Source organism: Nocardia yamanashiensis NBRC 100130, assembly GCF_001613325.1.
GTDB classification, from domain to species: Bacteria; Actinomycetota; Actinomycetes; order Mycobacteriales; family Mycobacteriaceae; genus Nocardia; species Nocardia yamanashiensis.
In genome coordinates, this window is the sequence record NZ_BDCD01000018.1 from 220,869 (window position 1) to 242,830 (window position 21,962).

At 68.7% G+C, this 21,962-nt stretch carries 24 protein-coding genes and 1 tRNA gene; 12 read left to right on the forward strand and 13 right to left on the reverse strand.

What is annotated here, in order from left to right:
- Window positions 1-55: 55 nt before the first annotated feature.
- The 4 genes from NY1_RS21200 to NY1_RS21215 all read left to right on the forward strand — a co-directional run bounded on the left by NY1_RS21200 (window position 56) and on the right by NY1_RS21215 (window position 4,897).
- Complete coding sequence (locus NY1_RS21200) at window positions 56-1,672, forward strand: flavin monoamine oxidase family protein (RefSeq protein ID WP_067716060.1); 1,617 nt, start codon at window positions 56-58, stop codon at window positions 1,670-1,672.
- 66 nt (window positions 1,673-1,738) lie between these two features.
- Window positions 1,739-2,662 (forward strand): LysR family transcriptional regulator, encoded by a 924-nt coding sequence (locus NY1_RS21205; protein WP_067716062.1) that lies wholly within the window; start codon window positions 1,739-1,741, stop codon window positions 2,660-2,662.
- Between the two features lie 108 nt (window positions 2,663-2,770).
- On the forward strand, window positions 2,771-3,577 hold the full coding sequence (locus NY1_RS21210; protein WP_233434416.1) for an LLM class flavin-dependent oxidoreductase: 807 nt from the start codon (window positions 2,771-2,773) through the stop codon (window positions 3,575-3,577).
- A 57-nt stretch (window positions 3,578-3,634) separates the two neighbouring features.
- Window positions 3,635-4,897 carry an SGNH/GDSL hydrolase family protein gene (locus NY1_RS21215; RefSeq protein WP_067716064.1) on the forward strand — a complete coding sequence of 421 codons (1,263 nt, stop codon included), beginning with the start codon at window positions 3,635-3,637 and terminating at the stop codon, window positions 4,895-4,897.
- Here NY1_RS21215 and NY1_RS21220 read toward each other — a convergent pair whose 3' ends face one another.
- The 3 genes from NY1_RS21220 to NY1_RS21230 all read right to left on the reverse strand — a co-directional run bounded on the left by NY1_RS21220 (window position 4,898) and on the right by NY1_RS21230 (window position 6,905).
- A complete protein-coding gene (locus NY1_RS21220) occupies window positions 4,898-5,239 on the reverse strand; it encodes a YrdB family protein (RefSeq protein WP_067716067.1) in 342 nt (113 codons plus the stop codon).
- Window positions 5,240-5,331: 92 nt separating this feature from the next.
- Window positions 5,332-6,255 carry a TauD/TfdA dioxygenase family protein gene (locus NY1_RS21225; protein ID WP_067716068.1) on the reverse strand — a complete coding sequence of 308 codons (924 nt, stop codon included), beginning with the start codon at window positions 6,253-6,255 and terminating at the stop codon, window positions 5,332-5,334.
- Complete coding sequence (locus tag NY1_RS21230) at window positions 6,252-6,905, reverse strand: TetR/AcrR family transcriptional regulator (RefSeq protein WP_067716071.1); 654 nt, start codon at window positions 6,903-6,905, stop codon at window positions 6,252-6,254. The genes NY1_RS21225 and NY1_RS21230 overlap by 4 nt, the downstream gene beginning before the upstream one ends.
- Before the next feature lie 273 nt (window positions 6,906-7,178).
- Between NY1_RS21230 and NY1_RS21235 the strand changes: the two genes are divergently transcribed.
- Window positions 7,179-9,107 carry a sensor histidine kinase gene (locus NY1_RS21235; RefSeq protein ID WP_233434417.1) on the forward strand — a complete coding sequence of 643 codons (1,929 nt, stop codon included), beginning with the start codon at window positions 7,179-7,181 and terminating at the stop codon, window positions 9,105-9,107.
- Window positions 9,104-9,475: a DUF742 domain-containing protein gene (locus tag NY1_RS21240; RefSeq protein WP_067716076.1), complete on the forward strand. Its 372-nt coding sequence runs from the start codon at window positions 9,104-9,106 to the stop codon at window positions 9,473-9,475. The genes NY1_RS21235 and NY1_RS21240 overlap by 4 nt, the downstream gene beginning before the upstream one ends.
- 22 nt (window positions 9,476-9,497) lie before the next feature.
- Here the strand turns inward: NY1_RS21240 and NY1_RS21245 are convergent, their stop codons facing one another.
- A complete protein-coding gene (locus tag NY1_RS21245) occupies window positions 9,498-10,307 on the reverse strand; it encodes a DUF72 domain-containing protein (protein ID WP_169815386.1) in 810 nt (269 codons plus the stop codon).
- Between the two features lie 155 nt (window positions 10,308-10,462).
- A tRNA-Met gene (locus NY1_RS21250) sits at window positions 10,463-10,536 on the reverse strand.
- A 131-nt stretch (window positions 10,537-10,667) separates the two neighbouring features.
- Between NY1_RS21250 and NY1_RS21255 the strand changes: the two genes are divergently transcribed.
- Window positions 10,668-11,543, forward strand: a complete 876-nt coding sequence (locus NY1_RS21255; protein ID WP_218028405.1) for an enoyl-CoA hydratase/isomerase family protein — start codon at window positions 10,668-10,670, stop codon at window positions 11,541-11,543.
- A gap of 42 nt (window positions 11,544-11,585) precedes the next feature.
- Here the strand turns inward: NY1_RS21255 and NY1_RS21260 are convergent, their stop codons facing one another.
- The 5 genes from NY1_RS21260 to NY1_RS21280 all read right to left on the reverse strand — a co-directional run bounded on the left by NY1_RS21260 (window position 11,586) and on the right by NY1_RS21280 (window position 16,642).
- A complete protein-coding gene (locus tag NY1_RS21260) occupies window positions 11,586-12,791 on the reverse strand; it encodes a phthiocerol/phthiodiolone dimycocerosyl transferase family protein (protein WP_067716084.1) in 1,206 nt (401 codons plus the stop codon).
- Between the two features lie 176 nt (window positions 12,792-12,967).
- Window positions 12,968-13,579, reverse strand: coding sequence for a class F sortase (locus tag NY1_RS21265; RefSeq protein WP_233434418.1), 612 nt, complete (start codon window positions 13,577-13,579; stop codon window positions 12,968-12,970).
- Entirely contained in the window at window positions 13,576-14,538 is a 963-nt protein-coding gene (locus NY1_RS21270) for a hypothetical protein (protein ID WP_157762413.1), read from the reverse strand. The genes NY1_RS21265 and NY1_RS21270 overlap by 4 nt, the downstream gene beginning before the upstream one ends.
- A 166-nt stretch (window positions 14,539-14,704) precedes the next feature.
- On the reverse strand, window positions 14,705-15,472 hold the full coding sequence (locus NY1_RS21275) for a trans-aconitate 2-methyltransferase (RefSeq protein ID WP_067716295.1): 768 nt from the start codon (window positions 15,470-15,472) through the stop codon (window positions 14,705-14,707).
- Window positions 15,473-15,508: 36 nt separating this feature from the next.
- The gene (locus NY1_RS21280; protein ID WP_067716089.1) at window positions 15,509-16,642 is read right to left on the reverse strand and encodes a helix-turn-helix transcriptional regulator; all 1,134 of its coding nucleotides are present in this window, start codon (window positions 16,640-16,642) and stop codon (window positions 15,509-15,511) included.
- A gap of 108 nt (window positions 16,643-16,750) precedes the next feature.
- Here NY1_RS21280 and NY1_RS21285 point away from each other — a divergent pair, with 108 nt between their 5' ends.
- Window positions 16,751-17,224 carry a grhN gene (locus NY1_RS21285; RefSeq protein ID WP_233434419.1) on the forward strand — a complete coding sequence of 158 codons (474 nt, stop codon included), beginning with the start codon at window positions 16,751-16,753 and terminating at the stop codon, window positions 17,222-17,224.
- Between the two features lie 6 nt (window positions 17,225-17,230).
- Window positions 17,231-18,034 (forward strand): MBL fold metallo-hydrolase, encoded by an 804-nt coding sequence (locus NY1_RS21290; protein ID WP_067716092.1) that lies wholly within the window; start codon window positions 17,231-17,233, stop codon window positions 18,032-18,034.
- A 29-nt stretch (window positions 18,035-18,063) separates the two neighbouring features.
- Here the strand turns inward: NY1_RS21290 and NY1_RS21295 are convergent, their stop codons facing one another.
- Both NY1_RS21295 and NY1_RS21300 read right to left on the reverse strand, forming a co-directional pair.
- Window positions 18,064-18,651, reverse strand: a complete 588-nt coding sequence (locus NY1_RS21295; protein ID WP_233434420.1) for a TetR/AcrR family transcriptional regulator — start codon at window positions 18,649-18,651, stop codon at window positions 18,064-18,066.
- Window positions 18,652-19,149, reverse strand: a complete 498-nt coding sequence (locus NY1_RS21300; RefSeq protein ID WP_067716094.1) for an SRPBCC family protein — start codon at window positions 19,147-19,149, stop codon at window positions 18,652-18,654.
- A 55-nt stretch (window positions 19,150-19,204) separates the two neighbouring features.
- Between NY1_RS21300 and NY1_RS21305 the strand changes: the two genes are divergently transcribed.
- Window positions 19,205-20,257, forward strand: coding sequence for an LLM class flavin-dependent oxidoreductase (locus NY1_RS21305; protein ID WP_233434421.1), 1,053 nt, complete (start codon window positions 19,205-19,207; stop codon window positions 20,255-20,257).
- 14 nt (window positions 20,258-20,271) lie between these two features.
- Here the strand turns inward: NY1_RS21305 and NY1_RS21310 are convergent, their stop codons facing one another.
- The gene (locus NY1_RS21310; protein WP_067716303.1) at window positions 20,272-20,718 is read right to left on the reverse strand and encodes a VOC family protein; all 447 of its coding nucleotides are present in this window, start codon (window positions 20,716-20,718) and stop codon (window positions 20,272-20,274) included.
- A gap of 96 nt (window positions 20,719-20,814) precedes the next feature.
- Between NY1_RS21310 and NY1_RS21315 the strand changes: the two genes are divergently transcribed.
- Window positions 20,815-21,408, forward strand: a complete 594-nt coding sequence (locus NY1_RS21315; RefSeq protein ID WP_067716101.1) for a TetR/AcrR family transcriptional regulator — start codon at window positions 20,815-20,817, stop codon at window positions 21,406-21,408.
- Window positions 21,409-21,492: 84 nt separating this feature from the next.
- Entirely contained in the window at window positions 21,493-21,924 is a 432-nt protein-coding gene (locus tag NY1_RS21320) for a type II toxin-antitoxin system Rv0910 family toxin (protein ID WP_067716306.1), read from the forward strand.
- Window positions 21,925-21,962 lie beyond the last annotated feature (38 nt).

Here is a 21,962-nt window from a genome sequence, read left to right on the forward strand (position 1 = left end):
GGGCGGCGGCTAGTGAGTACAGCGTGCGGAGTGGGGGTGGGGGCGTAGCGAGGCGTTGGCGCGGCAGTTGCTGGGGGTCGACGGCGATGGGGAGGATTTCACGCTGGCTTATCTGAAGGTATTGATCGATACGGGTCTGCCTGTGGCGGAGGGGCGGAAGAAGATCGTTGTGGTGGGGGCGGGGGCGGCGGGGTTGAGTGCCGCGAGGCTGCTGGCGGGGGCCGGGCATCAGGTGACGGTGCTGGAGGCCAATGGGAATCGCGTGGGTGGGCGGGTGAAGACCTTGCGGGGGGTGTTCAGCGATCCCGCGCTTTATGCCGAGGCGGGGGCTATGCGATTGTCGAGTGCGCATCCGCTGGCGCTGGCGCTGGCGGATCGGCTCGGGCTGCGGCGGCGGCCCTTCTACGGATCGGATGTGCTCCCGGACACGCGCACGCCGCCGACTCCGCCGGTGTACTACCGGTCGTTCACCGGCGAGGAGTGGACGAACGGGCCGAAGACCGATTACGTGCCGCCGCCGGCCGCCGGGCGCACCTTGATCGCGGTCAACGGGGCGAGCGTCACCCGAGCCGCGTACGCCGCGAATCCCGCTGCGGTGCATGCCGGTTTCGGGTGTGTGTCGGCGACGGCGGGCAGTGCCGAACTGGATGCGGCGCTGCGGCAGGTCGTGGCGGCCGGGCAGCCGATCGAACGGCAGGTCGAGAGCTGGGCCGAGCTGTTGGACAAGTACGAAAACCATTGCCTGCGGCAATATCTCATGGAAGCGGGCTGGAGCGGGGCGCAGCTGGCGGCGGTGGGGACGCTGGAGAACGTGACGGCCAGGCTGCGGCACAGTGTGATCTTCCCGCTGGTGGATCACAGTCTGGTTCCGTCGGATGCCACGTCGTGGGAGCTGGTGGGCGGGATGGCGTCGCTGACGGATGCGATGGCTCGGCAGCTCGGGGCCGCTGTTCTGATGGGTAAGCGGATGACCCGGCTGGAGCAGACCGAGCATGGTGTGAAGGTCTGGACCACGGCGGAATCCGGGAACGAGAGCAGTGACGGCGGGCCGGTGGGGCCGGTCGAATCGTTCGAGGCGGATTATGCGATCGTGGCGATACCGTTGACGGCGGCGCGGTTTTGCACGTTCGAGCCGCCGCTGTCGTACGACAAGCGGCGGGCGGTGATCGAGATGCATCATGATGCCGCGACGAAAGTGTTGCTGGAGTTCAAGACTCGGTTCTGGGAGCAGGGGGCGGCGGGGTTCCGGGGTGGGCGGTGCATCAGTGATTCGCCGAATCGGTGCACCTACTTTCCGTCGCATACCGAGAACTCGGAAGGTGGGGTGGTGCTGGCCTCCTACACCTTCGCCGATGAGGCGATGCGGTGGGATTCGCTGACCGACGGCGAGCGGATTCACTTCGCGCTCAACGGGATGCGGGAGTTGTTCGGGGCGCGGGTGGATTCGGAGTTCACGGGAGTCGGGATCACGCAGAGCTGGTTGCGGGCGCGGTATGCGCTCGGCGAGGCGGCGATTCCTGCGCCGGGGCAGTTGCACGAACATCACCTCGCCACTCGATCGGTGGAGGGGCGGGTGCATTTCGCAGGCGATCACACCAGTTTGAATACGGCGTGGATCGAAGGCGCGCTCGAAAGCGGGGTCCGGGCCGCGCTCGAGGTGCATCGACGGTGAGTGTTCGCGCACAGGCGAGGGCGGGCAATGACCACTTGTACCGCTCTTATCTGCAAAGATGCAGAAATGAGCTTGTCCTCCGGCACTCCGCGACCCAACCCGGACGATCTGCTGGTATTGCTGGCGGTCGGCCGGACCGGGCGGTACGTATCGGCGGCGGATGAACTCGGCCTCAACCACACCACCATTTCGCGGCGGATCGCGGCATTGGAGCGGGCGCTGGGCGGGCGGGTGCTGACGCGCGGGGCGGGCGGCTGGGAACTGACGGAACTGGGGCGGACCGCTCTGGGTGCGGCCGAATCCATCGAATCGGCGGTCAAATCGCTCACCGGAACGGACGGCGAGCACACCCTCGAAGGCGTCGTAAGGCTCTCCGCCACAGACGGTTTCAGCGCATATCTGGCCGCCCCCGCGGCCGCCGCGGTGCTGCGCCGCCACCCCAGGATGGCCGTCGAGATCGTCGCGACCACGCGCCGGGCTTCCCTGCAACGCTCGGGACTGGACGTCGAAATCGTGGTCGGCCGCCCGCAGGTCCGGCGCGCGGAGGCGATTCCGCTGGGCGACTACATCCTCGGCCTCTACGGCGCGCGCGGCTACCTCGAGGAACGCGGCACACCGGCCGCCATCGGCGACCTCGCCCGGCACCCGCTCGTCTACTTCATCGACTCCATGCTCCAGGTGGACGACCTCGACCTGGCCACCGGATTCGCGCCCAACATGCGCGAATCCGTCTCTTCCACCAACGTTTTCGTCCACGTGGAAGCCACCCGCGCCGGGGCCGGACTCGGGCTGCTCCCAGCCTTCATGGCCGACCGGCACCCCGATCTGATCCGCGTGCTCCGCGACGAGGTCGCAGTGCAGCTCACCTACTGGCTGGTGGCCCGCTCCGAAACCCTGCGCCGACCCGAAGTGGCGGCGGTGGTCGAAGCCTTGCAGGACCAGGTCCGGCTGGCGGGCAGCGCACTGCTCGGCGGCGGAGTGCGCGGCTGAGGGGTGCGCGTTTCGGGCATAGTTCTGAGCCGATCACACATTGGAACGCTCATCCGGCCGCTATACCGTCGATCCCGAAGCAACCACTTGTGAATCGGAGGCAACCCGGTGGCTATTCAGATCGGCGTCTTTCTGCCCACGTCCGGCCCGCATATCGCGGAGTCCGGGGCCGGGGAGCTGCGTGCGAGCGCGCGTACGGCGGAGTCGGCGGGACTCGAATCCGTATGGGCCAGTGACCATCTCATCGCGTCGCAGCCCATGCTGGACAGCACGGTCGCCCTCACCACCGCCGCGGCGGTGACCGACCGGCTCCGGATCGGCTACGGGGCGATGCTGCTGGCACTGCGCCCGGCCGCGTGGGCCGCCAAGGAAATCGCCACCCTGCAACAGCTTTCGGACGATCGGCTGCTGCTCGGCGTCGGCACCGGCAACCCCGCGCACGGCGATATCGGCTGGCGCGCGGCGGGCGCGCCGTTCGCCGAACGCGGCGCGCGCACCGATCACGCGCTGGCGGTGCTTCCGGACCTGGTCGCGGGGAAACCCACGCGGCTGGACGACGAGCTCGAGGTCGCACTGTCGCCGGGTGCGTCGATGCCGCCGATCCTGATCGCGGGCAACAGCGCCCGGGCCCGCCGCCGGGCCGCCGCCTACGGCGACGCCTGGATGCCGATCAACCCGGGCCTCGACCAGCTGCCCGGCCTGCTGAACGAACTGCGCGAACTCGCGGCGCGCCACGAACGCCCGGCGCCCGCCGTCACCATCGTCGCACCGGCCCTGTCCACGGACCCGCGCTCGGCCGCGGCCGAATTGACCGCGTACGAGGCCGCCGGCGTCGAGCGGGTCATCCTCGCGCCGACCGGACCGGATTGGCGGCGTGACTACGCCTTCGCCGGTGCGGTCCGCGCCGCGCAGTAGCGACCGCGAAGCCGCCCGCCGCGGCTCCACTTCTCTTTCCGCAGAACGGATTCCGACATGCGCTCTTCCCGTGCCGTCACCAGGCTGCTGCGTGCGCTCGCAGCGGTGGTACTGCTCATGCTGCCCGCGATCGTGACGACGGCGGGCGCGTCGCCCGCGCCGCCCGGCTGGTCGGCGGCCTGGACCACCGCGCTGTATCGAGCGGACCGCTTCGTCGCACCGAACTGGTCAGAGCAGGGATTCACGAATCAGACACTGCGCCAGGTGGTTCGAGTCACGCAGGGCGGAGCCGCCGCCCGGATCGTGCTGTCGAACCGCTTCGGCACCGCACCGCTGCGGATCGGCGGCGCGAGCGTGGCACGCGGGCTGCCCGACGCGGGGATCGCCCCGGAAACGTTGCGTACCTTGACATTCGGTAATGCCGTCGCCACGGAGATCCCGCCGGGAGCCGAGCTCACGACCGATCCCGTACTGCTGCCGATCGCCCCGTTCGACGAATTGAGCATCACCCTCTACCTCACCGACGCCAAGGGACCGGTCACCCAGCATTCCCAGGCCTTCGAGACCGCCTACCGCGCCGACGGAGACCAGCGCGCCGACACCGGCGGCGCCGCCTTCACCGAGACCACGGCGGCTTGGTACTACCTGTCCCGCGTCGAAGTGGCCGATATCCTGCCACGCACCGCCGGGATCGTCGCATTCGGCGACTCCATCACCGACGGTGTCGGCTCGACCGTCGACGCCGGCAATCGCTTCCCCGACGAACTCGCCGAACTCCTTGCCGCACAGGGGACTCCGCGCGCCGTCCTCAACCAGGGCATCGGCGGCAACCGGGTGACTGTCGACTCCGGCTGGATGGGCGAGAGCGCCCTGCGCCGCTTCCGGCACGATGCGCTCGACCAGCCCGGCATCGCCACCGTCATCATCCTGGAAGGCATCAATGACATCGGGCTCAGCGTCGGCGCGCCGGAGATCGGCGAACCCGCCGTACCGGTCTCGGCCGAGCAGCTCATCGCCGGATACCGCGAGTTGATCGCGCAGGCCCGGGCCCGGGGTCTGCGGGTGATCGGCGCGACCATGCTCCCCATGGAGGGCTCGCCCTACTATTCGGCCGCCGCCGAAGCCGAACGGGCGGCGGTGAATCAATGGATCCGCGCTTCCGGGGAATACGACGCGGTGATCGATTTCGATGCCGCGCTCGCCGATCCCGCCGCCCCGCGACGCTTGGCCGCGCCCTACGACTCCGGCGATCACCTGCACCCCAGCGATGCCGGTTACACCGCGATGGCCGCCGCGGCCGCCGCCGTCGACCTGGGTTGATCACTGGGCGGTCAGCTGGACGAACCCGAGGTTGGCCAGCACCACCACGGGGTAGATCAGCGCCGCATGCCGATGCCCGAGGCGGTGCAGCGCGATGGCCGCACCGCCGAACACCGCGATCTTGGTGAGCACCGCGAGCGCCGGAACGTCGAAGGTCGATTCCGGCGCGGCGAACAGACCCCAGAACAGCATCGCGACCACCGCGGCAGCGATCCCGCACAGCAGTTGCCCCGCCCGGCCGCGTCCGCCGCGCGCACCCAGGAAACCGAGCGCGGCGACGGCGACCAGCTCCAGCAGGAACGCGACGAGAAGGTTGGCGCCACGCCAGATTTCCAGGATCATGCCCACTCCGAGATCAGTGCTCTCTATTGCGCCATCACTGTCTCACGAACAATGATCCGAAGCAAGAGCACTGCTCTCGGACGTGCCCGCGGTCAGCGGGTGGGGCGGTCGCCGAGGATCGCGGCGCGCTCCATCACACGGCGCTGCGGGAAGTAGTCGTTGACGGCGTAGTGCTGGGTGGCGCGGTTGTCCCAGAACGCGATCGACCCTGCGGCCCAATGGAATCGGACCTGGTACTCGGGAATTCGGGCCTGCTGGAACAGTTCCCGCAGCAGATCCTCACCCTCGGCCGGGTCCAGACCGACGATGTGGGTGGTGAAGACGGCATTGACGAACAGCGTCTTGCGGCCGGTGCGCGGGTGCGTGCGGACCACCGGGTGCACCACGGGCGGGAATTCGGCTTGGCGGCGGGCGAGTTCGTCGGCATCCAGGAACTGACCGAAGGGCAGGGTGAAGTCGTGCACCGCGTCCAGGTCGTCGATGCGGGCCTTGAGTTCAGGCGACAGATTGTCGTAGGCGGCGGCCATATCGGCGAACATGGCGTCGCCGCCGGCCGCCGGGACCTCCAGCGCACGCAGCACGGAGCCGAGCGCCGGGCGTTCCCGCCAGGTGACGTCGGTGTGCCAGGCGTTCTCGACGCCCGGGTTCTGCGCGTCCTTCGAGAAGCGGACGATCTCGGGGACATCGCCCTGCGGCAGGAACGGGTGCACTTCCAGCTCACCCCACAGGCGCGCGAAGTCGCGATGCTGTGCGCCGGTGAGGTTCTGGTCGCGGAAGAACAGCACCTTCCACTCCAGCAGCGCGCGATCGAGTTCGGCGAACAATTCCGGGCCGACCGGTTCGCGCAGATCGATGCCGGAGATCTCGGCGCCGATCAGATTGGTGTACGGGGTGAGGGTGAACAGTTCGTACGGCGCGCTGTCGGCGCCGCCGGGCAGCCGGTGCAGGGTGCGCGGGCCGGCGGCCAGGGAACGGCCGATCAGCATCTCGCCGAGCGTGTTGTACGTGGCAGTCATCGTGATCCTTGTTTCGTTGGGTGACTTGCGTTTTCAGGCGGCCAAGGTGCGGCGAGCATCGAGGTGGCGGCATCGACGAGCACGTCCAGGCCGAGGTCGGTGAGATGCCCCGGCGGGTCCGGTTCCTGCAAGCGGCGCTCCCGATCCGCCAGTGCGGTGACGACGAGCATCGCGACCAATCGCATTCGCTCGTCGAAGATCTCGGGCGCGAGGCCCTCCAGCTCGCGCCGCAGTCCCGCCACCACCAGCCGCACGCTCTCGGCTTCGGGCCGCCGCATCGTGTTCAGCACCGGATCGAACTGCGGCCGCCACAGGGTCTCGGCGATGAATCGCAGATACCAGCTGGGCTCCCCCGCGCGCTCCGGATCGTGCAAGGTGGCCGCCAGCGGTTCCACCAATGCCCGCACCAGCTCGGACACCCCGGCGTCCTCCAGCTCCCGCAGCCGCCGCATCCGCTGTGCGTTCACGGTGGTCATCCGCCAGACGTAGATCTCCTCGACCAGCGCTTCCTTGCTCCCGTAGTGGTAGGCCACCGCCGAGGTATTGCGTTGTCCCGCGGCAACCGCGATCTGCCGCAACGACACCGACTCGATCCCGAACTCCGCGAACAACCGCTCCGCCGCCGCCAGGATCCGCGCTTTCGCCGCCATGCCCCCAAGTTAAAGCAGCTGCGTTAATCCGCGAACCGATTCACTCACCCCGATCTTTATTCGCCGCCGCAACGCGCTCCGCGGCAGGCACCGGGCACATAATCGGCGAAAGTGTTGCGGGGGTGCCGTTTCAGTGACTAACTTTGCGTCCACGCTGGCGGGTAGCCAGACCTGCGAGTAGGCGACGATTCGGTGATCAGCAGCAAATTTCTCCATCTGAACCCGGCACGGTGGTCGCGGGTTGTCAGCGTCCGAACCAGAGTGCTTGCCATCGTGCTCATTCCGAGTCTCGCCTTGCTGGCGATCGGAATCGGCGGATCGGCCTATCTGGTGCAGAGCGGGCGGGAGGCCAATCGGTTCGCCGAACTGGCGCGCGGCACCTCGGGGCCGTCGATCAAGATGATCGAGGCGTTCCAGGAGGAGCGGCGGCTGTCCCTGTTGTTCCTGGCCGGGGACGATTCGGCGGGGTACGGCTTGCCCGCGGCGCGTAAGCAATCCGATGCGGGGTACGCGGCGGTGGTGGCGCAGGCCAATGCGCTGTCGGAACTTCGGCCCGATCTGAAGGACGGGTTCTTCCGGGTCGGCGTCGGGCAGAAGGTGCCCGCGCTGCGGGCCGCCATCGATGCGCGCGCTATTCCGGCGGCGGAGGCGTTCACCGCGTACAGCATGGCGGTCGCCGCCATCATCAACGGCTGGCTGATCTCGGCGGATGTAGCGCCCGAATCCCATATCGCGGTCGAGCTGTACAAGTCGGTCCATGCGCTGCGGGCCGCCGAATCCATTTCGCGGACCAGCGGTTTGGGCTCCCTGGTGATGCTCAACGGGCAGCTGTCGCCGGAACTGCTGGTGGAATTGGCCGGATACATCGGCGACGGGCGCGGCGAGGTCGCCTACATCGGGTCGGTGCTGCAGGGGTCGCACCTCGAACGCTGGAAGGCGATCACCGGCAGCTCGGAATGGCAGCGGCTGCGCGCCATGGAGGACGCGATCCTCGTGCGCGGCCCGGTCACGGCCTCCGGAAGCGGCGGCCGCTCCGCCGATTCGCTGCCGTTGACGCTGACCGAATGGCAGCAGGTGGCGGGCAAGGTCCGGGGCGATCTGCTGGGGCTGTGGGAAACCCAAAGCGTCGACGCGCATTTCGCGGCGACCGAACAGGGCAACCGGCTCAACCGGAACTCGCTGACCGCCGGGGCGGGCGTGCTCTCGCTCGCGCTGCTGGCCTTCCTCGGTGCGCTGCTGCTGGCCAACAGGTTCATCGCCCGGCTGCGCCGGCTCCGCCGCGACACCCTGGAATTGGCCGATGAGCGGTTGCCGGACACCATCCGGCGGCTCTCGGCCGGTGAGGAACTCGACGAGGACGCCGACCGGCTGGATTTCGGCGCCGACGAAATCGGCCATGTCGCCGATGCTTTCAACCGCGCGCACCGGGCGGCGGTGGCGGCGGCGGTCGCCGAGGCCAAGACGCGGGCGGGCGTGAACGCGGTGTTCGTGAAGATCGCGCACCGGTCCCAGAGCGTGGTGCACCGGCAGCTGGCGCTGCTCGACAAAGCCGAGCGGGAGGAGGCGGATTCGGAGCGGCTGCAGCTGCTGTTCGATCTCGACCATCTGGCGACCCGGGCCCGCCGCAATTCCGAGAACCTCATCGTGCTCGGCGGGGAACAGCCGGGACGCAAGTGGCGCAATCCGGTTCCGCTGGTCGATGTGGTGCGCGGTGCGGCCGCGGAATCGCTGGACTACCGGAGAATTCACGTCCGCAGGCTGCCGGAGACGCAGATCGTCGGTTCCGCCGTCACCGATATCATCCATCTGCTGGCGGAGCTGGCCGACAATGCCACCGCGTTCTCGCCGCCGGAGTCACCCGTGGAGGTGACCGGCGGGACGGTCGGCAAGGGCATCGCCATCGAGATCGCCGATCAGGGCATGGGCATGACCGCCGCGGAGATGGCCGCCCGCAACGCGCTGCTTGCGCAACCGCCGGACTTCAGCGTCGCGACCCTGTCCTCGGATATTCGGCTCGGTTTGTTCGTGGTCGCCAAACTGGCTGCGCGCCACGGTATTACGGTGCGGCTCACGGAATCCGATTACGGCGGCATGAAGGCCATCGTGCTGATCCCGCGCACGCTCACCACCGCCGCGCTCGAGGCAGGTACGGCAGATCCGGTGCGCGAGAACCGAATTACGGCGCAGCCCGAGTACTCATGAGCGATGCACCGGAGTCGTGGTACGACGAGGACGCCGGACCGGTGGTGCGGCTCTACGCGGTGACACGCGGCCGGTCCGAAACCCGGCGCACCGACGTGGACATCCTCACCCGTGTGGTGACGTCGAGGTTCGGCCGGCTGCGGCGCGACGAACCCGAATACGCGGCCATCGTGGAGCTGACTCGGGCGCCGCTCTCGGTCGCGGAGATCGCCGCCCAGCTGCGGCTGCCGATCACCGCGACCAAGATCCTGGTCGGGGATCTCATCGCCGACGGCGTCCTCGACTTCCGCGCACCCGCGGCCGATCAGGGTTCCGCCGACGATCTGGCCGTGCTGCGCGCGGTCCTGAAAGGGATTCGGGCACTGTGACCCGGTTCCGGCCGGCCGACGCCTACCAGGGCGTATCCCAATCCCCTACCGTCCCGGTGGGTTTCAGCGCCGGAACATCCGGCAAGCGGGGAACGCGCCCCACCGGGCGGCCCGCCGCACGCGCTAGACCCGCGAAGCGGATGGCGTCGAACACCGCCGCACCACCCGGGTCATTGTTGAAGTACACGAAGACGTCCAGGTCCCGGTCCCAGGCCTCGTCGATGCGGTCGAGCCAACCGCCCAGCACCGCTTCGTGGTAGCTGGGCGCCGGTTCGCCCGTACCTTCATGGAACCGCAGATAGCCCCAGTCGGCCGTCCGCCACAGCGGCGTCACCGGCCGATCCAGCCGGTCCGCCCAGCACAGCGCCGCGTTCTTCGCCTCCAGCACCTCGCGAACCGCACTGGTCCACCAGCTCTCGTGCCGCGGCTCGACCACCACCCGAACATCGTCCGGAATCAGCTCCAGCACCGCCCGCAGCCGATCGGGCTCGGCCGGCAGATTCGGCGGCAACTGAATCAGCAGCGGCCCCAGCTTGTCGCCGAGTCCCCGCGCCGCCTCCACCGTGCGTTCCAGCGGAATCTCCACCTCCGACAGCCGCCGATAATGCGTGATCACCCGACTGGCCTTCACCGCCATCACGAAATCCGCCGGCGTGCGCTCCCGCCACCCTTCGAACGTCGAACGCCGGACCGGCCGATAGAACGCCGCGTTCAACTCCACCGTCCCGAAATGCCGCGCGTAATGCTCCAGCCACCGCCGCTGCCCGACGCCTTCGGGATAGAACACCGCCCGCCAATCCGCATACTGCCAGCCCGAAGTACCGATCGACATCGTCATCCCATGGCGATTCCCACTCCGCCGCCCCGCAACCACACACCGCCGACCTCCTGGGCAGCGAAACCCAGCAACTCGTCCATGGTTCGGAACGGAATATGACGAAAAAAGAGGGCGGTCCTGAACCTGATGGTCAGGACCGCCCTCGTTTGTAGCGGGGACAGGATTTGAACCTGCGACCTCTGGGTTATGAGCCCAGCGAGCTACCGAGCTGCTCCACCCCGCGTCGGTGAATACAACATTACACACGGGGTGGAGAGGGAACCAAATCGTCTGGTCAGGGCGGGTTTTGCGGGCGTGGTATCAATGAAATCGGCATGGTTGCCGGTGGAGTTCTCGCGGTTTCGAGGGATGGTTATGACGATGCGGTTCCGGACCTTGCGGCTGGAGGTCGGTGCGGGGGTTGCGGTTGTCACGTTGAACCGGCCTGAGCGGCGCAATGCGTTCACCGGGGAGATGGGTGCGGAATTGGCTGCGGCCTATGGGTATTGCGATGGGGCGGACGCGGTTCGGGTGGTGGTGCTGACCGGGGAGCCGCCCGCGTTCTGCGCGGGGGCGGATCTGGGGGCGGGTGATCGGACGTTCAGTGAGCCGGGTGCGGGGTTCAGTGCGGCGGGGGTCGGCTTGCCTGCCTGGCGGATTCGTAAGCCCGTGATCGCGGCGGTGAACGGGCATGCGCTGGGGATCGGGCTCACCATGGCCTTGCAGGCCGATATCTGCTTGATGGCGGAGGACGCCAAATACGGTGTGCTGCAGGTGCGCCGGGGCATGATCGGGGATGCGTATTCGCATTGGGTGCTGCCGCGGCTGGTCGGGGTGTCGCGGGCCGCCTACCTGCTGCTCACGGGGGCCACGTTCGACGGGCGGCGAGCCCGGGAGATGGGCTTGTGCCTGGAAGCGTTGCCGAATGACGAAGTGCTCGGCGCGGCAATGGAATTGGCGCGGGATATGGCGGTGAACGCCGCGCCGTTGGCGGTGGCCGCGAGCAAGCGGCTGTTGTGGGAGTCGTTCGAGAGCGATGCGGGGCGCGTGGGTCAGTTGGAGACCGACCTGCATTTGATGCTGATGGGTCACGAGGACGCCAAGGAGGGCGTGCGCGCGTTCCAGGAGCGCCGTGCTCCGAAGTGGTCGGGCAGCGCGAGCGAGCTCCCGGACGGCGATGGGATCGGTTCCAGCACAGCGTTTTTCAATCCCGAGACCGCACCCGATACAGAGCCCACGCCGGATCGCTGAGGTGCCGATCCGGCAGCACTGGAAATCCGCGAGGTCCCGGAATCAACGCAGGGCGAGCAGCGCGGATTCGACTGCGGCGAGCCGCTTCCGGGTTTCCTCGGGGGCGACGGCCGCCCGCAGTTCGATGGCCAGCCGGTCCTGGAAGGTGGACAGAATGTAGGTGGCGGGCGGGCCGAACGCGGCTTCGGGATCGACCGCGGCTTCGGTCATGACGGTGCGGAAGTCCTCGAATTCGAGGTTGTGTGGGCCGCGCAGCTCCGGCACCACGCCCCAGTTCGTGGAGATGACCCCGATGGGTCGCTCGTCGGCCGGCAGCTGCATCAACTGGGCGATTCGCGACCCCATATCGTCGTAGAACCGCAGGCCGGACTGGTGAATCGCCTGACTCTCCAAGTCTTTTCGCAGCTCGTCGGTGATGTCGCGGGCGATCGCCGGGGTGTCGGTGAGATCGCCGGTGGCCACGTAGGCGGCGAATCCCAGCGGATCGGTGGCGGCCGTGTTCTCGACCGGCGGGGTGATCCGGGTGCGCAGGTTCACCGGATAGCTGTAGGAGACCCGCTGCGGCGGCACCCCCGCGAATTCGGCCTCCACGCGCAGGATCAGGGCGGAGAGCACGCCATTGAGCGTCGTCTCGTTGCGGCGGGCGTAGGCCAGCAGGTGCGCGGTGGCGGCGGAATCGAGACGGCAGCGCGCCGCCGCGATCTGGAACACGCGGACCCGGTCACCGCGCGGACCCGGCGGAAACGCCGGGGCATCACCTTCACCGACAGGTGCGGCGGACTGAATTCCATTGTCCACCTTGGTGATTCCACGTTCTGCCAGCACCTGCTCCAGCGACTCCGGATACCCGCGCACCACGTCATCCACCGGCAGGCCCGCCACCGTATCGGTGTACAGCGACCACAGCTCCCCCAGCAGCGCGAGCGAGTGATACCCATCGGCGATGCTGTGATGGGTGAACAGCGTGACCGCGGCCCGGTCCCCGTCCTGAACCACCTGCAACCCGGACAGCACCCGGTTCTGATCAGCGCAGATATCGGACAGTACGGCGTCGATATCGCCCGCGCCGGCAACCACACCCGGCAACGGTCCCGGCCGGGCCACGATGGCGAATCCGTCCGCCTCGGCCTCCAGCGCCGCCGACAGCACCGGATACCGCCGCCGCAGCGCCGCGAAAGCCGTGGACAGCGCGGCGATATTCAGCTCGCCGCGCACCACCACGGAGTAGCCGATATACGCATTGGCCATGGCGAAGAATTTCTCACTCGGGTCGAGCGCTCGAATCCGGCCAGCCTGCACTGGTGCTCCTCATCGCCGAAATGTCTTGTGCGGCACCGGGTGGACCGCTACGGCGACCAGGATATAGACGCGCTCGGCGCGCGGCCGCCGGGTGAGATCGATACCACCCAGCAGCCCGTACCGGCCTAGGTCACCGAGTCCAGCGAGGAGAAGACGACGACATTGGACAGGTAGCTCTTGGCGTTCTGATCGAACTGGCCGCCGCAGGTCACCACCTGCAGGGTCGCGCCGCCGCGGGAACCGTAGACGAGCTGATCCGGGAATTCGGACTTCTGGTACATGCGCACGTCGGTGACCTTGAAGTGCGCGATCTTGCCGTCCGCGCGGGTCACGTCGATCAGGTCACCGGGCTTGACCTTCTTGAGCGCGAAGAAGATGCCCTCGCCCTGATAGGAGTCGACGTGGCCGAGGATGACCGCCGAACCCTGCTCGCCCGGGGCGGGGCCCTGCTGGTACCAGCCCGCCTGCCGGTAGTCGGCGGGGACCTGGACGGTGCCGTCGGCATTGAGCCCCAGCGAGATCAGCGAACCAGACGCGCCGATGGAGGAGATGGTGAACGCCGTGGGCGTCGACCGGCTGATCGCCGGGGCGGTCTGCACCGCCGAGGTGGTGGTGACGGTCGAGGCCGCTGGGGTGCTGTCGGAGGAGCAGCCCGCGGTCAGGACCGAGGTGAGCGCCACCGCCGCGGCGAGGACGCCGAATCGGATTCGCCCGGCGCGCAGCATGTTTCGGCTCACTTCGCGCTCACCTGAGCGGCCATGCCGCCCGCACCGGTTTCGGGTGCGCCCTTGGGAATCACGTAGCCGCCCTGCGGAACCAGGTCGGTGACCGCGGGGCCGCCGGTCATGCCTACGGTCGCGTTCGCGGGAATCGTCATGCCGTACACGGTGTCCGCACCCGCCGCACCGGATCCGGCGACGACTAGGTCGATGCCGCCCAGGCCGCCGGTCTGCGCACCACCGCCTACGGTCCCGCCGACACCGACAGTGCCACCGGTCTGGACTCCGCCACCGACAGTGCCACCCACACCGACATTGCCACCGGTCTGCGCACCGCCACCGACGGTCCCGCCGACACCGACGTTCCCACCGGTCTGCGCACCGCCACCGACGGTCCCGCCCACACCGACGTTCCCACCGGTCTGCGCGCCACCGCCGACGGTCCCGCCCACACCGACATTGCCGCCGGTCTGCGCATCGCCACCGACGGTCCCGCCGACACCGACGTTCCCACCGGTCTGGGCATCGCCGCCGACGGTCCCGCCGACACCGACATTGCCGCCGGTCTGCGCGCCGCCACCGACAGTGCCTCCGGCTCCGCCATTTCCGCCGGTCTGGGCGCCGCCACCGACGGTCCCGCCGACACCGACGTCCCCGCCGGTCTGCGCGCCACCGCCGACAGTGCCACCGGCCCCGGCAGTGCCGCCGGTCTGCGCACCGCCACCGACGGTGCCACCCACACCGCCGTTTCCGCCGGTTTGAGCGCCGCCACCGACGGTGCCGCCGACACCGCCGCCGCCACCGGCCTGTACGTCGACGCCGACGTTCACTCCCCCGGTGCCGACGCCCACATCCACCCCCACTCCGAGGCCGGGCGCCGGATTCGTCGTGGTGGCGGGGTCCGCTGCGGCCGATGCCGCACAGAGCGCGACCGCGGTGGCTACGGCCAACGCGGTGGTGAATGTCCTTGCCGACACTTTTTTATTCGCTTCCAGAAGAGGGGTCCGACACCCCGTTCGTCGGCGCAACCGTGCCGGTTGTTAGCCGGATTCGGTACCAATCCGAGCAATTGCGGCAAATTGGGAGCATTACAGACTGGACGTTTGTTCAATCCCTATGGGGTACACCGGGACCGCAATCGATCTACCCGGCGGTTCGCGCCACCACGAAAACCCGGCGGAACGGAAGCCAGGTGGTGCCATCGGGTTGCGGTGGGTACGCGGCGGTCAGCATGGGGGCCAGCTCCGCCCGGAATTCCGCCCATTCGGCAGCGTCGAGGAGTTCGCGGACCGGGGTCAGCGCGGTGCCGGCGACCCATTCCAGCACCGGGTCCGGACCGGTCAGGCGCTGGAGATAGGTCGTCTCCCAGGCATCGACCGCACAGCCCGCCGCGGTCAGCAGCCCGGCATAGCCCACCGGGTCGAGGACCGCGCGCGGTTCCAGCAGGTTCGCGGCGGCCAGCCTTGCGCGCCAGGCCGCGGTTCCCGCGAGCTCGCGGATGGCGAGATGCGATGGCGCGTCGAAGTTCCCGGGCACCTGGAAGGCGATCCACGCACCGGCGGGCAGCTCACCCGCCCAGCGAACCACCAGATCTTGATGGCCGGGCACCCACTGCAGTACCGCATTGGAAACCACCACATCGGTGTCCGCGCGCGGCCGCCAATCCCGGACATCCTCGAGCTCGGCCTCGATGCCGCGGGCGCGGGCGGCGGCGACCATCTCGGGTGAGGCGTCGGAAGCCTCGATCTCGGCTCCGGGCCAGCGCGCACCGAGCGTCACGGTCAAATTGCCGGGGCCACAGCCCAAATCCACCACCCGGCGCGGGCGGTCGGCGCGCACCCGATCGAGCAGATCGAAGAACGGCCGGGCGCGATGATCGTCGAAGGCCAGGTACTGCTTCGGATCCCACATGACCGCCACGCTAGTCGCGCCGGGCGCGGCCGGAGTTCAGGACAGCCAGGGTTCGCCGCGCAACGGCCGGTCGTCGAGGGCGCGGCGTTCGTTGTCGCGCAGGCGCGGTTCGTAGTGCGCGAAAAAGACCTTGCCGACCAGATCACGGCGGCTGCGGACGCCGGTCTTGTCGAAAATGCTCTTGAGATGCTGCTGCACGGTGTACGCGGAAAGCACCAGCTCCGTGGCGATCTGGGAGGTGGACGCGCCCTGCAGCACCAGGCGGGTGACGTCCTTCTCGCGTTCGGTCAGGCCGTAGGCGGACATCAGCAGCGGGTACAGGCGGCCGGGGTGGGCGGGCTCGATGATGACGGCGACGCGCCGGTCGCCGGTCGAATTCAGGCAGGCGCCGTGCAGGACCACCCAGGTCCCGGCATGCGACAGCACCCGGGTCACGGTGATCTCGCCGCGGTCCGGATGGTCGGCGGCGCGCAGGGCACGCCCGGCCAGGGTGAGCACGCAGGAGGGCAGGCGTCCCGAATCCCGGTCGCCGTCCGGCAGTTCCGCGAGCCAGCGATCGACGCCGGGCGTACTGGATTCGATATTCCCCTCGCGGTCGAGGATGAGCAGGCCGGGCGCATCGGCGCAGTCGGGTTGCCGGGCCTGGCCCAGCAGCAGGGCGGCGCGGGCGCCTTCGGCGAGCGCGGGCGAGACGGTGCGCACGAAACTCTGCTCGGCGGCGGAGAACAGGGGTTCGCCGGGCGCGCGGTACAGCGCGAGCGCGCCCCACACCTCACCGGATCGCGTCCGCAGGCGGGTGACCATTTCCTGGTCGCCGCCCATCGTCATATTGCGGTGCCAGCGCGGACTGCTGGACGGGTCGCCGTTCGTGGCCTCGTACAGGGTGGACAGGCCGGAGGGCGAACGGGCCACGTCCGCAAGCTGATTGACGTCGTCGGCGTAGTACTCGCTGACCAGCCATTCGCCCGGGAACTCGTCCAGGCCGTGATGGAAGTGGCTGGTCATCAGCAGCGACGCCGGATCCAGGGTGTAGAAGCAGGGGGTCCAATAGTGGGGCACGGCGTCCGCGAGCACCTCGGTCGTCGCCTGCCACAGCGACACCAGATCGCGCGGTTCGGCGCACAGCCGGGTGATCTTGTCCGCTGCGCGCCGGTAGCTATCCGCGCTCATCAACCCACCGTACGACCCGGCGCACCGGCGGGAAATGCCATGTTTCTGGTATTCCGGCGCGGACCGCGGCTTCCTAACGTCATCGCTATCGGACATGAGGAGATCGCGATGACCACGACAACGAAACCCAAGGTCCGGCTGGCCCCGCCACCGCCGGCGCTGATGCGCGTGATCAACCCGGCGGTCCGGCGGATCCTCGCCGATCCGCGGCTCGGCCGGCGCTTCAGCCTGCAGGCGCTGCTCGAATTCACCGGGCGCCGCAGCGGGAAGACCCTGCGGGTACCGATCTGCCTGCACACCATCGACGGGGTGCCGACGGTGTTCACCGAGCGGGCGTGGCGGCTGAACTTCACCGATCCCGCCCCGGTCACGGTCACCCGGCAGGGGCGGGTCCGGCGCGGGCGCGCGGTGCTGCTGCATCCGACGCCGGAGCAGCTGGGCGCGGCCCTGCGGCAGGCGCTCGATCACGGCGCTTCGCCGTTCGAACTCGGGTTGAAGGTGAGCCGCGGGCACGACCCGAGCGCCGCGGAGCTGTCGGCCATCGCACGCGGAATGATCCGCGTCGACTTCGACGAGGAGTGAGATCCCATGGAAATCAACAGGATCGGGCGCGATATCAGCGTGCTCGGCGACTGTCAGCCGGTGCCCGGCATCGGGTTCGTGCCGGTGAACGCCTTCGTATTGCACGCGGCCGAGCCGGTGCTCATCGATACCGGGCTGCCCGGCCGGGATTTCCTGGATGCGCTGGGTTCGGTGCTGGATCCGGCCGACCTGGAATGGATTTGGATCACGCACCCGGATCGCGATCACACGGGGGCGCTGCGCGGACTGCTCGACGCCGCGCCGCACGCCCGATTGATCACGACCTTTCTCGGGATGGGACTCATGTCGATGGAGGGTCCGCTGCCGATGGAGCGGATCTACCTGTTGAACCCGGGGCAGTCCCTGGACGTCGGCGACCGCCGGCTGACCGCCTTCCGGCCGCCGTTGTTCGACAATCCTTCGACCACGGGGTGTTACGACGAGCTGACGGGGACCTGCTTCAGTTCGGATTGCTTCGGCGCGCCCATGCCGTCGGCGGAACTCGCGACCTGCCCCGACGTCGGGTATCTCGGCGAGGCGGAATTGCGTGAGCGGCAGACGCTGTGGGCGACCGTGGACAGTCCGTGGGTGCACAGCGTGGATCGGGGCAAGTACCTCGAAACCGTGTACGCGTTGCGGGCATTCGATGCTGGCAGGATTCTCGGCACGCACCTGCCGCCCGCGACCGGGCGCACCGCCGAGTTTCTGGACATGCTCGCCGCGGTGCCGGACGCGAGCCCGTTCGTCGGGCCCGACCAGGCAGCGCTCGAACAACTGCTCGCCACCTTCGAACCGACGGGACCGGCCTGAAACATCTTGCCGTGGTGGGTGTTTCGATCCTAGCTGCGTTCGCGTGCACTGCCCGCCGCCGCGAGCAGCAGCGGTTCCAGTTCGGCGGCGACCTGCTCCAGGGGTTGCAGCGAACGTTCGACACGGCAGAGGACAATCGCGCCCTCGATCGCCGAAAGTATCAGGTTGGCAAGGCTTTCGGCGCGCGCGACGGGTACGCCGGCGTCGGTGAGCGAGGCCGTCAGCGCCGTGCGCCAGCGGGCCAGGATGAGCGCGACATCGGCGTGCAGGGCACGATCGTCCTCGGTGCCGCCGACCGCGACCGCGAAAGCCGGGCAGACGGCGTGGAAATCACCGGCGGACAGCAGCTTTCGCCAGAATTCGACGAACGCGCGCAGGGTTTCCCGCGGGCCGCCCGGCGCTGATCGCTCGATGAGCGCGGCAATGGCGTCGGCGGACAATTGCAGGCTCTCGCTCAGCAATTGCCTGCGCCCACCGGGGAAGTGGTGGTAGACCGAACCGCGCGGCGCACCGGTCCGGGCCAGCACGGCATCGATGGTGACGCCCGCCGAACCGCGTTCCCGCAGCAGTTCGACGCCGCCCACCAGCATCTTCCGCTTGGTCTCACCGCGCGCCACTCACGCCTCCGATTCCAGTTCCGCCTTCACCGCGGCCAGGTTGGCGCGCATATTGCGCTCCCACTCCACCAGCCGGTTGGCGACGATGCGCGCCTCCTTCTCCGGCATGGCGGTGATGGCCATGTTCAGGCCCGAGACACCGGGACCCATCCGGCCCCACTGCCGGACGATCACCGCGGAGCTGGCCGGATCGATCTCGAAACCCCAAGTGGCGCTGACGCCTTCGGGACCGTGCACCGCCCACACCCAGCGCCGCTCCGGCTCCACCTCGATCACTTCGCATTCGGTGCTCCAGGCGCCCAGCGCATCGTGCTTGCTGGTGCCGCGGAACCGCGCGCCCACCTCGACCCGGTCCGCGCCGCCGAGCCATTCCACCGTCGCCAGTTCCTCGGAGACGCGGGACGGCAGCGTGATGTCGGTGACCAGCGCCCACGCCTGGGCGGGGGTACAGGCGACACGTTCGGAGACCTCGACGGTCGGTTGGTCGCGATAGCGCACGGTGAAACCTTTCGGGGGTTCCCAGCAACAGTTTCTATGATCTATAACATAGTCCATGGTCGCAATGCAGCCCACACGAAAACCGCTTCAGGTCGGCGTCGCCATCGAACCCCGCCTGCCCGGCGCGGCGGACTTCGCGATGGAAGCCGAGAAGCTCGGCGTCACCTCGCTCTGGGTCCCGGAAGTGTGGGGCTACGACGCCCTCACCGGCCTCGCCTATCTCGCCGCCAAGACCACCTCGATCGGGTTGGGCACCTTCGTGGTTCAGCTCGGCTCCCGCTCCCCCGCCCTGCTCGCCACCTCGGCGCTCAGCCTGCAGGAACTCTCGGGCGGGCGCTTCCGGCTGGGCATCGGCGTCTCCGGGCCGCGCGTCATGGAGGGCTGGCACGGGGTCCGGTTCCGGAAGCCGGTGAGCACCACCCGGGAAACCATCGACATCGTGCGGATGATCAGCCGCGGCGAACCCCTCGCCTACGAGGGCGAGGTCTACACCCTCCCCCTCCCCGACAGCGCCGGCCGCGCCCTACGCCCCATGGTCGCCCCCCGCGACATACCCATCTACGTGGCCTCGATGGGCCCCACCAACCTCCGCCTCACCGGCGCGGCCGCCGACGGCTGGCTGGGCAATGCCTTCATCCCGGAGACCGCCGAGGTGTTCCTGGATCCGCTGCGCGAAGGCGCCGAATCGGCCGGGCGCGACCTCGCCGACCTCGAACTGGTCGCACCGGTCGCCGTCGAGTTCGCCGACGGCGAAGCCGATGCCGCGCAACGGATTCGCCGCCATGCCGAGGGCTACGCCTTCACCATCGGCGCGATGGGCGCGGCCGGCCGCAATTTTTACAACGAGGCCTTCACCCGCCTCGGGTTCGGCGCCGCGGTCGAGCGGGTGGCCGAGCTCTGGGCCTCCGGCGACCGCGAGGCGGCCCGGCGGGCGGTGCCGCTGGAACTGGGCAGCCACACCAACCTGGTCGGCACGCCGGAGGCCATCGCGGATCGGATCGCGCGCTATCGCGCCGCCGGCGTCTCCACCTTGCTGGCGAAGATGGAGACGCCGTTCGAGGAACAGCTGGTCACCCTGCGCCGCCTGCTCGAGCTGACCCGCGCCTGATGCGGATCGAATCGCTACTGCTCGCCGAAGCGCTCGGCGGCGTAGCCGGCATCGAACTGCTCGGCGAACTCGCCGGTGGGCGGGATCTCGGAGATGACATCGATCAGCAAGCCGCTGGGGTCCGAGACGATGAAGTGCCGCTGACCGAATTCCTCTGAGCGGATATCCAGTTCGGGCTTCAGGCCGCCCTGGACGACCATGCGCTCCCATTCCGCGTCCACATCGTCGACCTCGAAGTTGAGAATCAGGCCGTCGGTCGGCCGCCGGTAAGCCTCGGGAACGGTCGCGTGCGTGTAGTCGAGCAATGCCAGTTCGTAGGGGTGGTCGTCGGCGGTGCGGCGCAGGCTGATGTACCAGTCCGCCTCGAAGGTGATCTCGAACCCGAACCAGGTGGTGTAGAAGTCGCGCGCTTCGGCGAGCTTGCCGGTGCCGATTACGGGGTAGAAGCTGCTGAGTTTCACGGTGTCGCCCTTCGAGCCGTTCCGGTTTGACATACCATCGGTACGTCAACGACGTTAGTTCACATACCATCGGTACGTCAATCGGAAGGTTTCGACATGGCGGGAACACTGCGCACGCAGCAGCGCGAGCAGACCCGGCGCACCCTGCTGAGCGAAAGCAGGCGGCTCTTCGCCGCGAAAGGTTATGCGGCCGTCGGGCTAGCGGAGATAACAGCGGCCGCGGGCGTCACCAAAGGCGCTCTCTACCACAACTTTTCGAGCAAGATCGAACTCTTCCGGGCCGTTCTCGAAGAAGTGCAGAACGAAGTCGGCGATCGCGTCGCAGCCGCGGCCGGGGCCGTCGAGCAGCCGTGGGACCAATTGGTCAGCGGCTGCGAGGCTTTCCTGACCGTCTGCACCGATCCGGAGATCCAGCGCATCATGCTGGTCGACGGTCCGTCGGTGCTGGGCTGGCACGACTGGCGGGCCCTGGACGAGGCCGCCTCCGCCCGCCATCTGAGCGAGGTGCTCACCGAACTCGTTGCGGCGGAGGTGATTCCGCCCCAGCCGATCGAACCCCTCACACACCTGCTGTCCGGTGCGATGAACGAGGCCGCCCTGTGGCTGGCCTCGGCCACCGCACCGGACGCGCTCGCCGACACGCTCACGGCGCTGCGGCGACTGCTCCGTTCGATCCGAACCCCCGATTGAGTGGTGGCGGGGCGATCTCCGCCGGGATTCGATTTCGCGGACGCATTGTCAGTGCTACATGACGTAACAGATACCATCGGGTTCGTGGCTAAGCTCAAGGTGTCCGTTGATGTTCCGATTCCGCCCGATCAGGCCTGGGCGCACGCTTCCGACCTGCCCGAACTCGACAAGTGGCTGACGCTGCACGAGGGGTGGCGGGGGCCGGTGCCCGAGGGGCTGACGCCCGGGACCCGGTTGGTGGGTGTCGCCACGGTCAAGGGGTTCCGGAATCGGGTCAGCTGGGTGGTCGAGACCGCTGAGCCGCCGAATCGGCTGGTGCTCAAGGGGTCCGGGATCGGTGGGACGAAGTTCGGGATCGAACTTCGGGTCGCGCCGAGCGGTAGCGGATCCAAGGTGACCGCTGATTTCAATCTCGGCGGTGCGCCGCTGTTCGGACCGATCGGGTCGGCGGTGGCGCGCGCGCTGAAGGGTGATGTCGAGCGTTCGCTGGATCGGTTCGTGCAGCTCTACGGGTGAGTTGCGGCCTGGCCTGCGCACGGGGCGGGGCGCTCTAG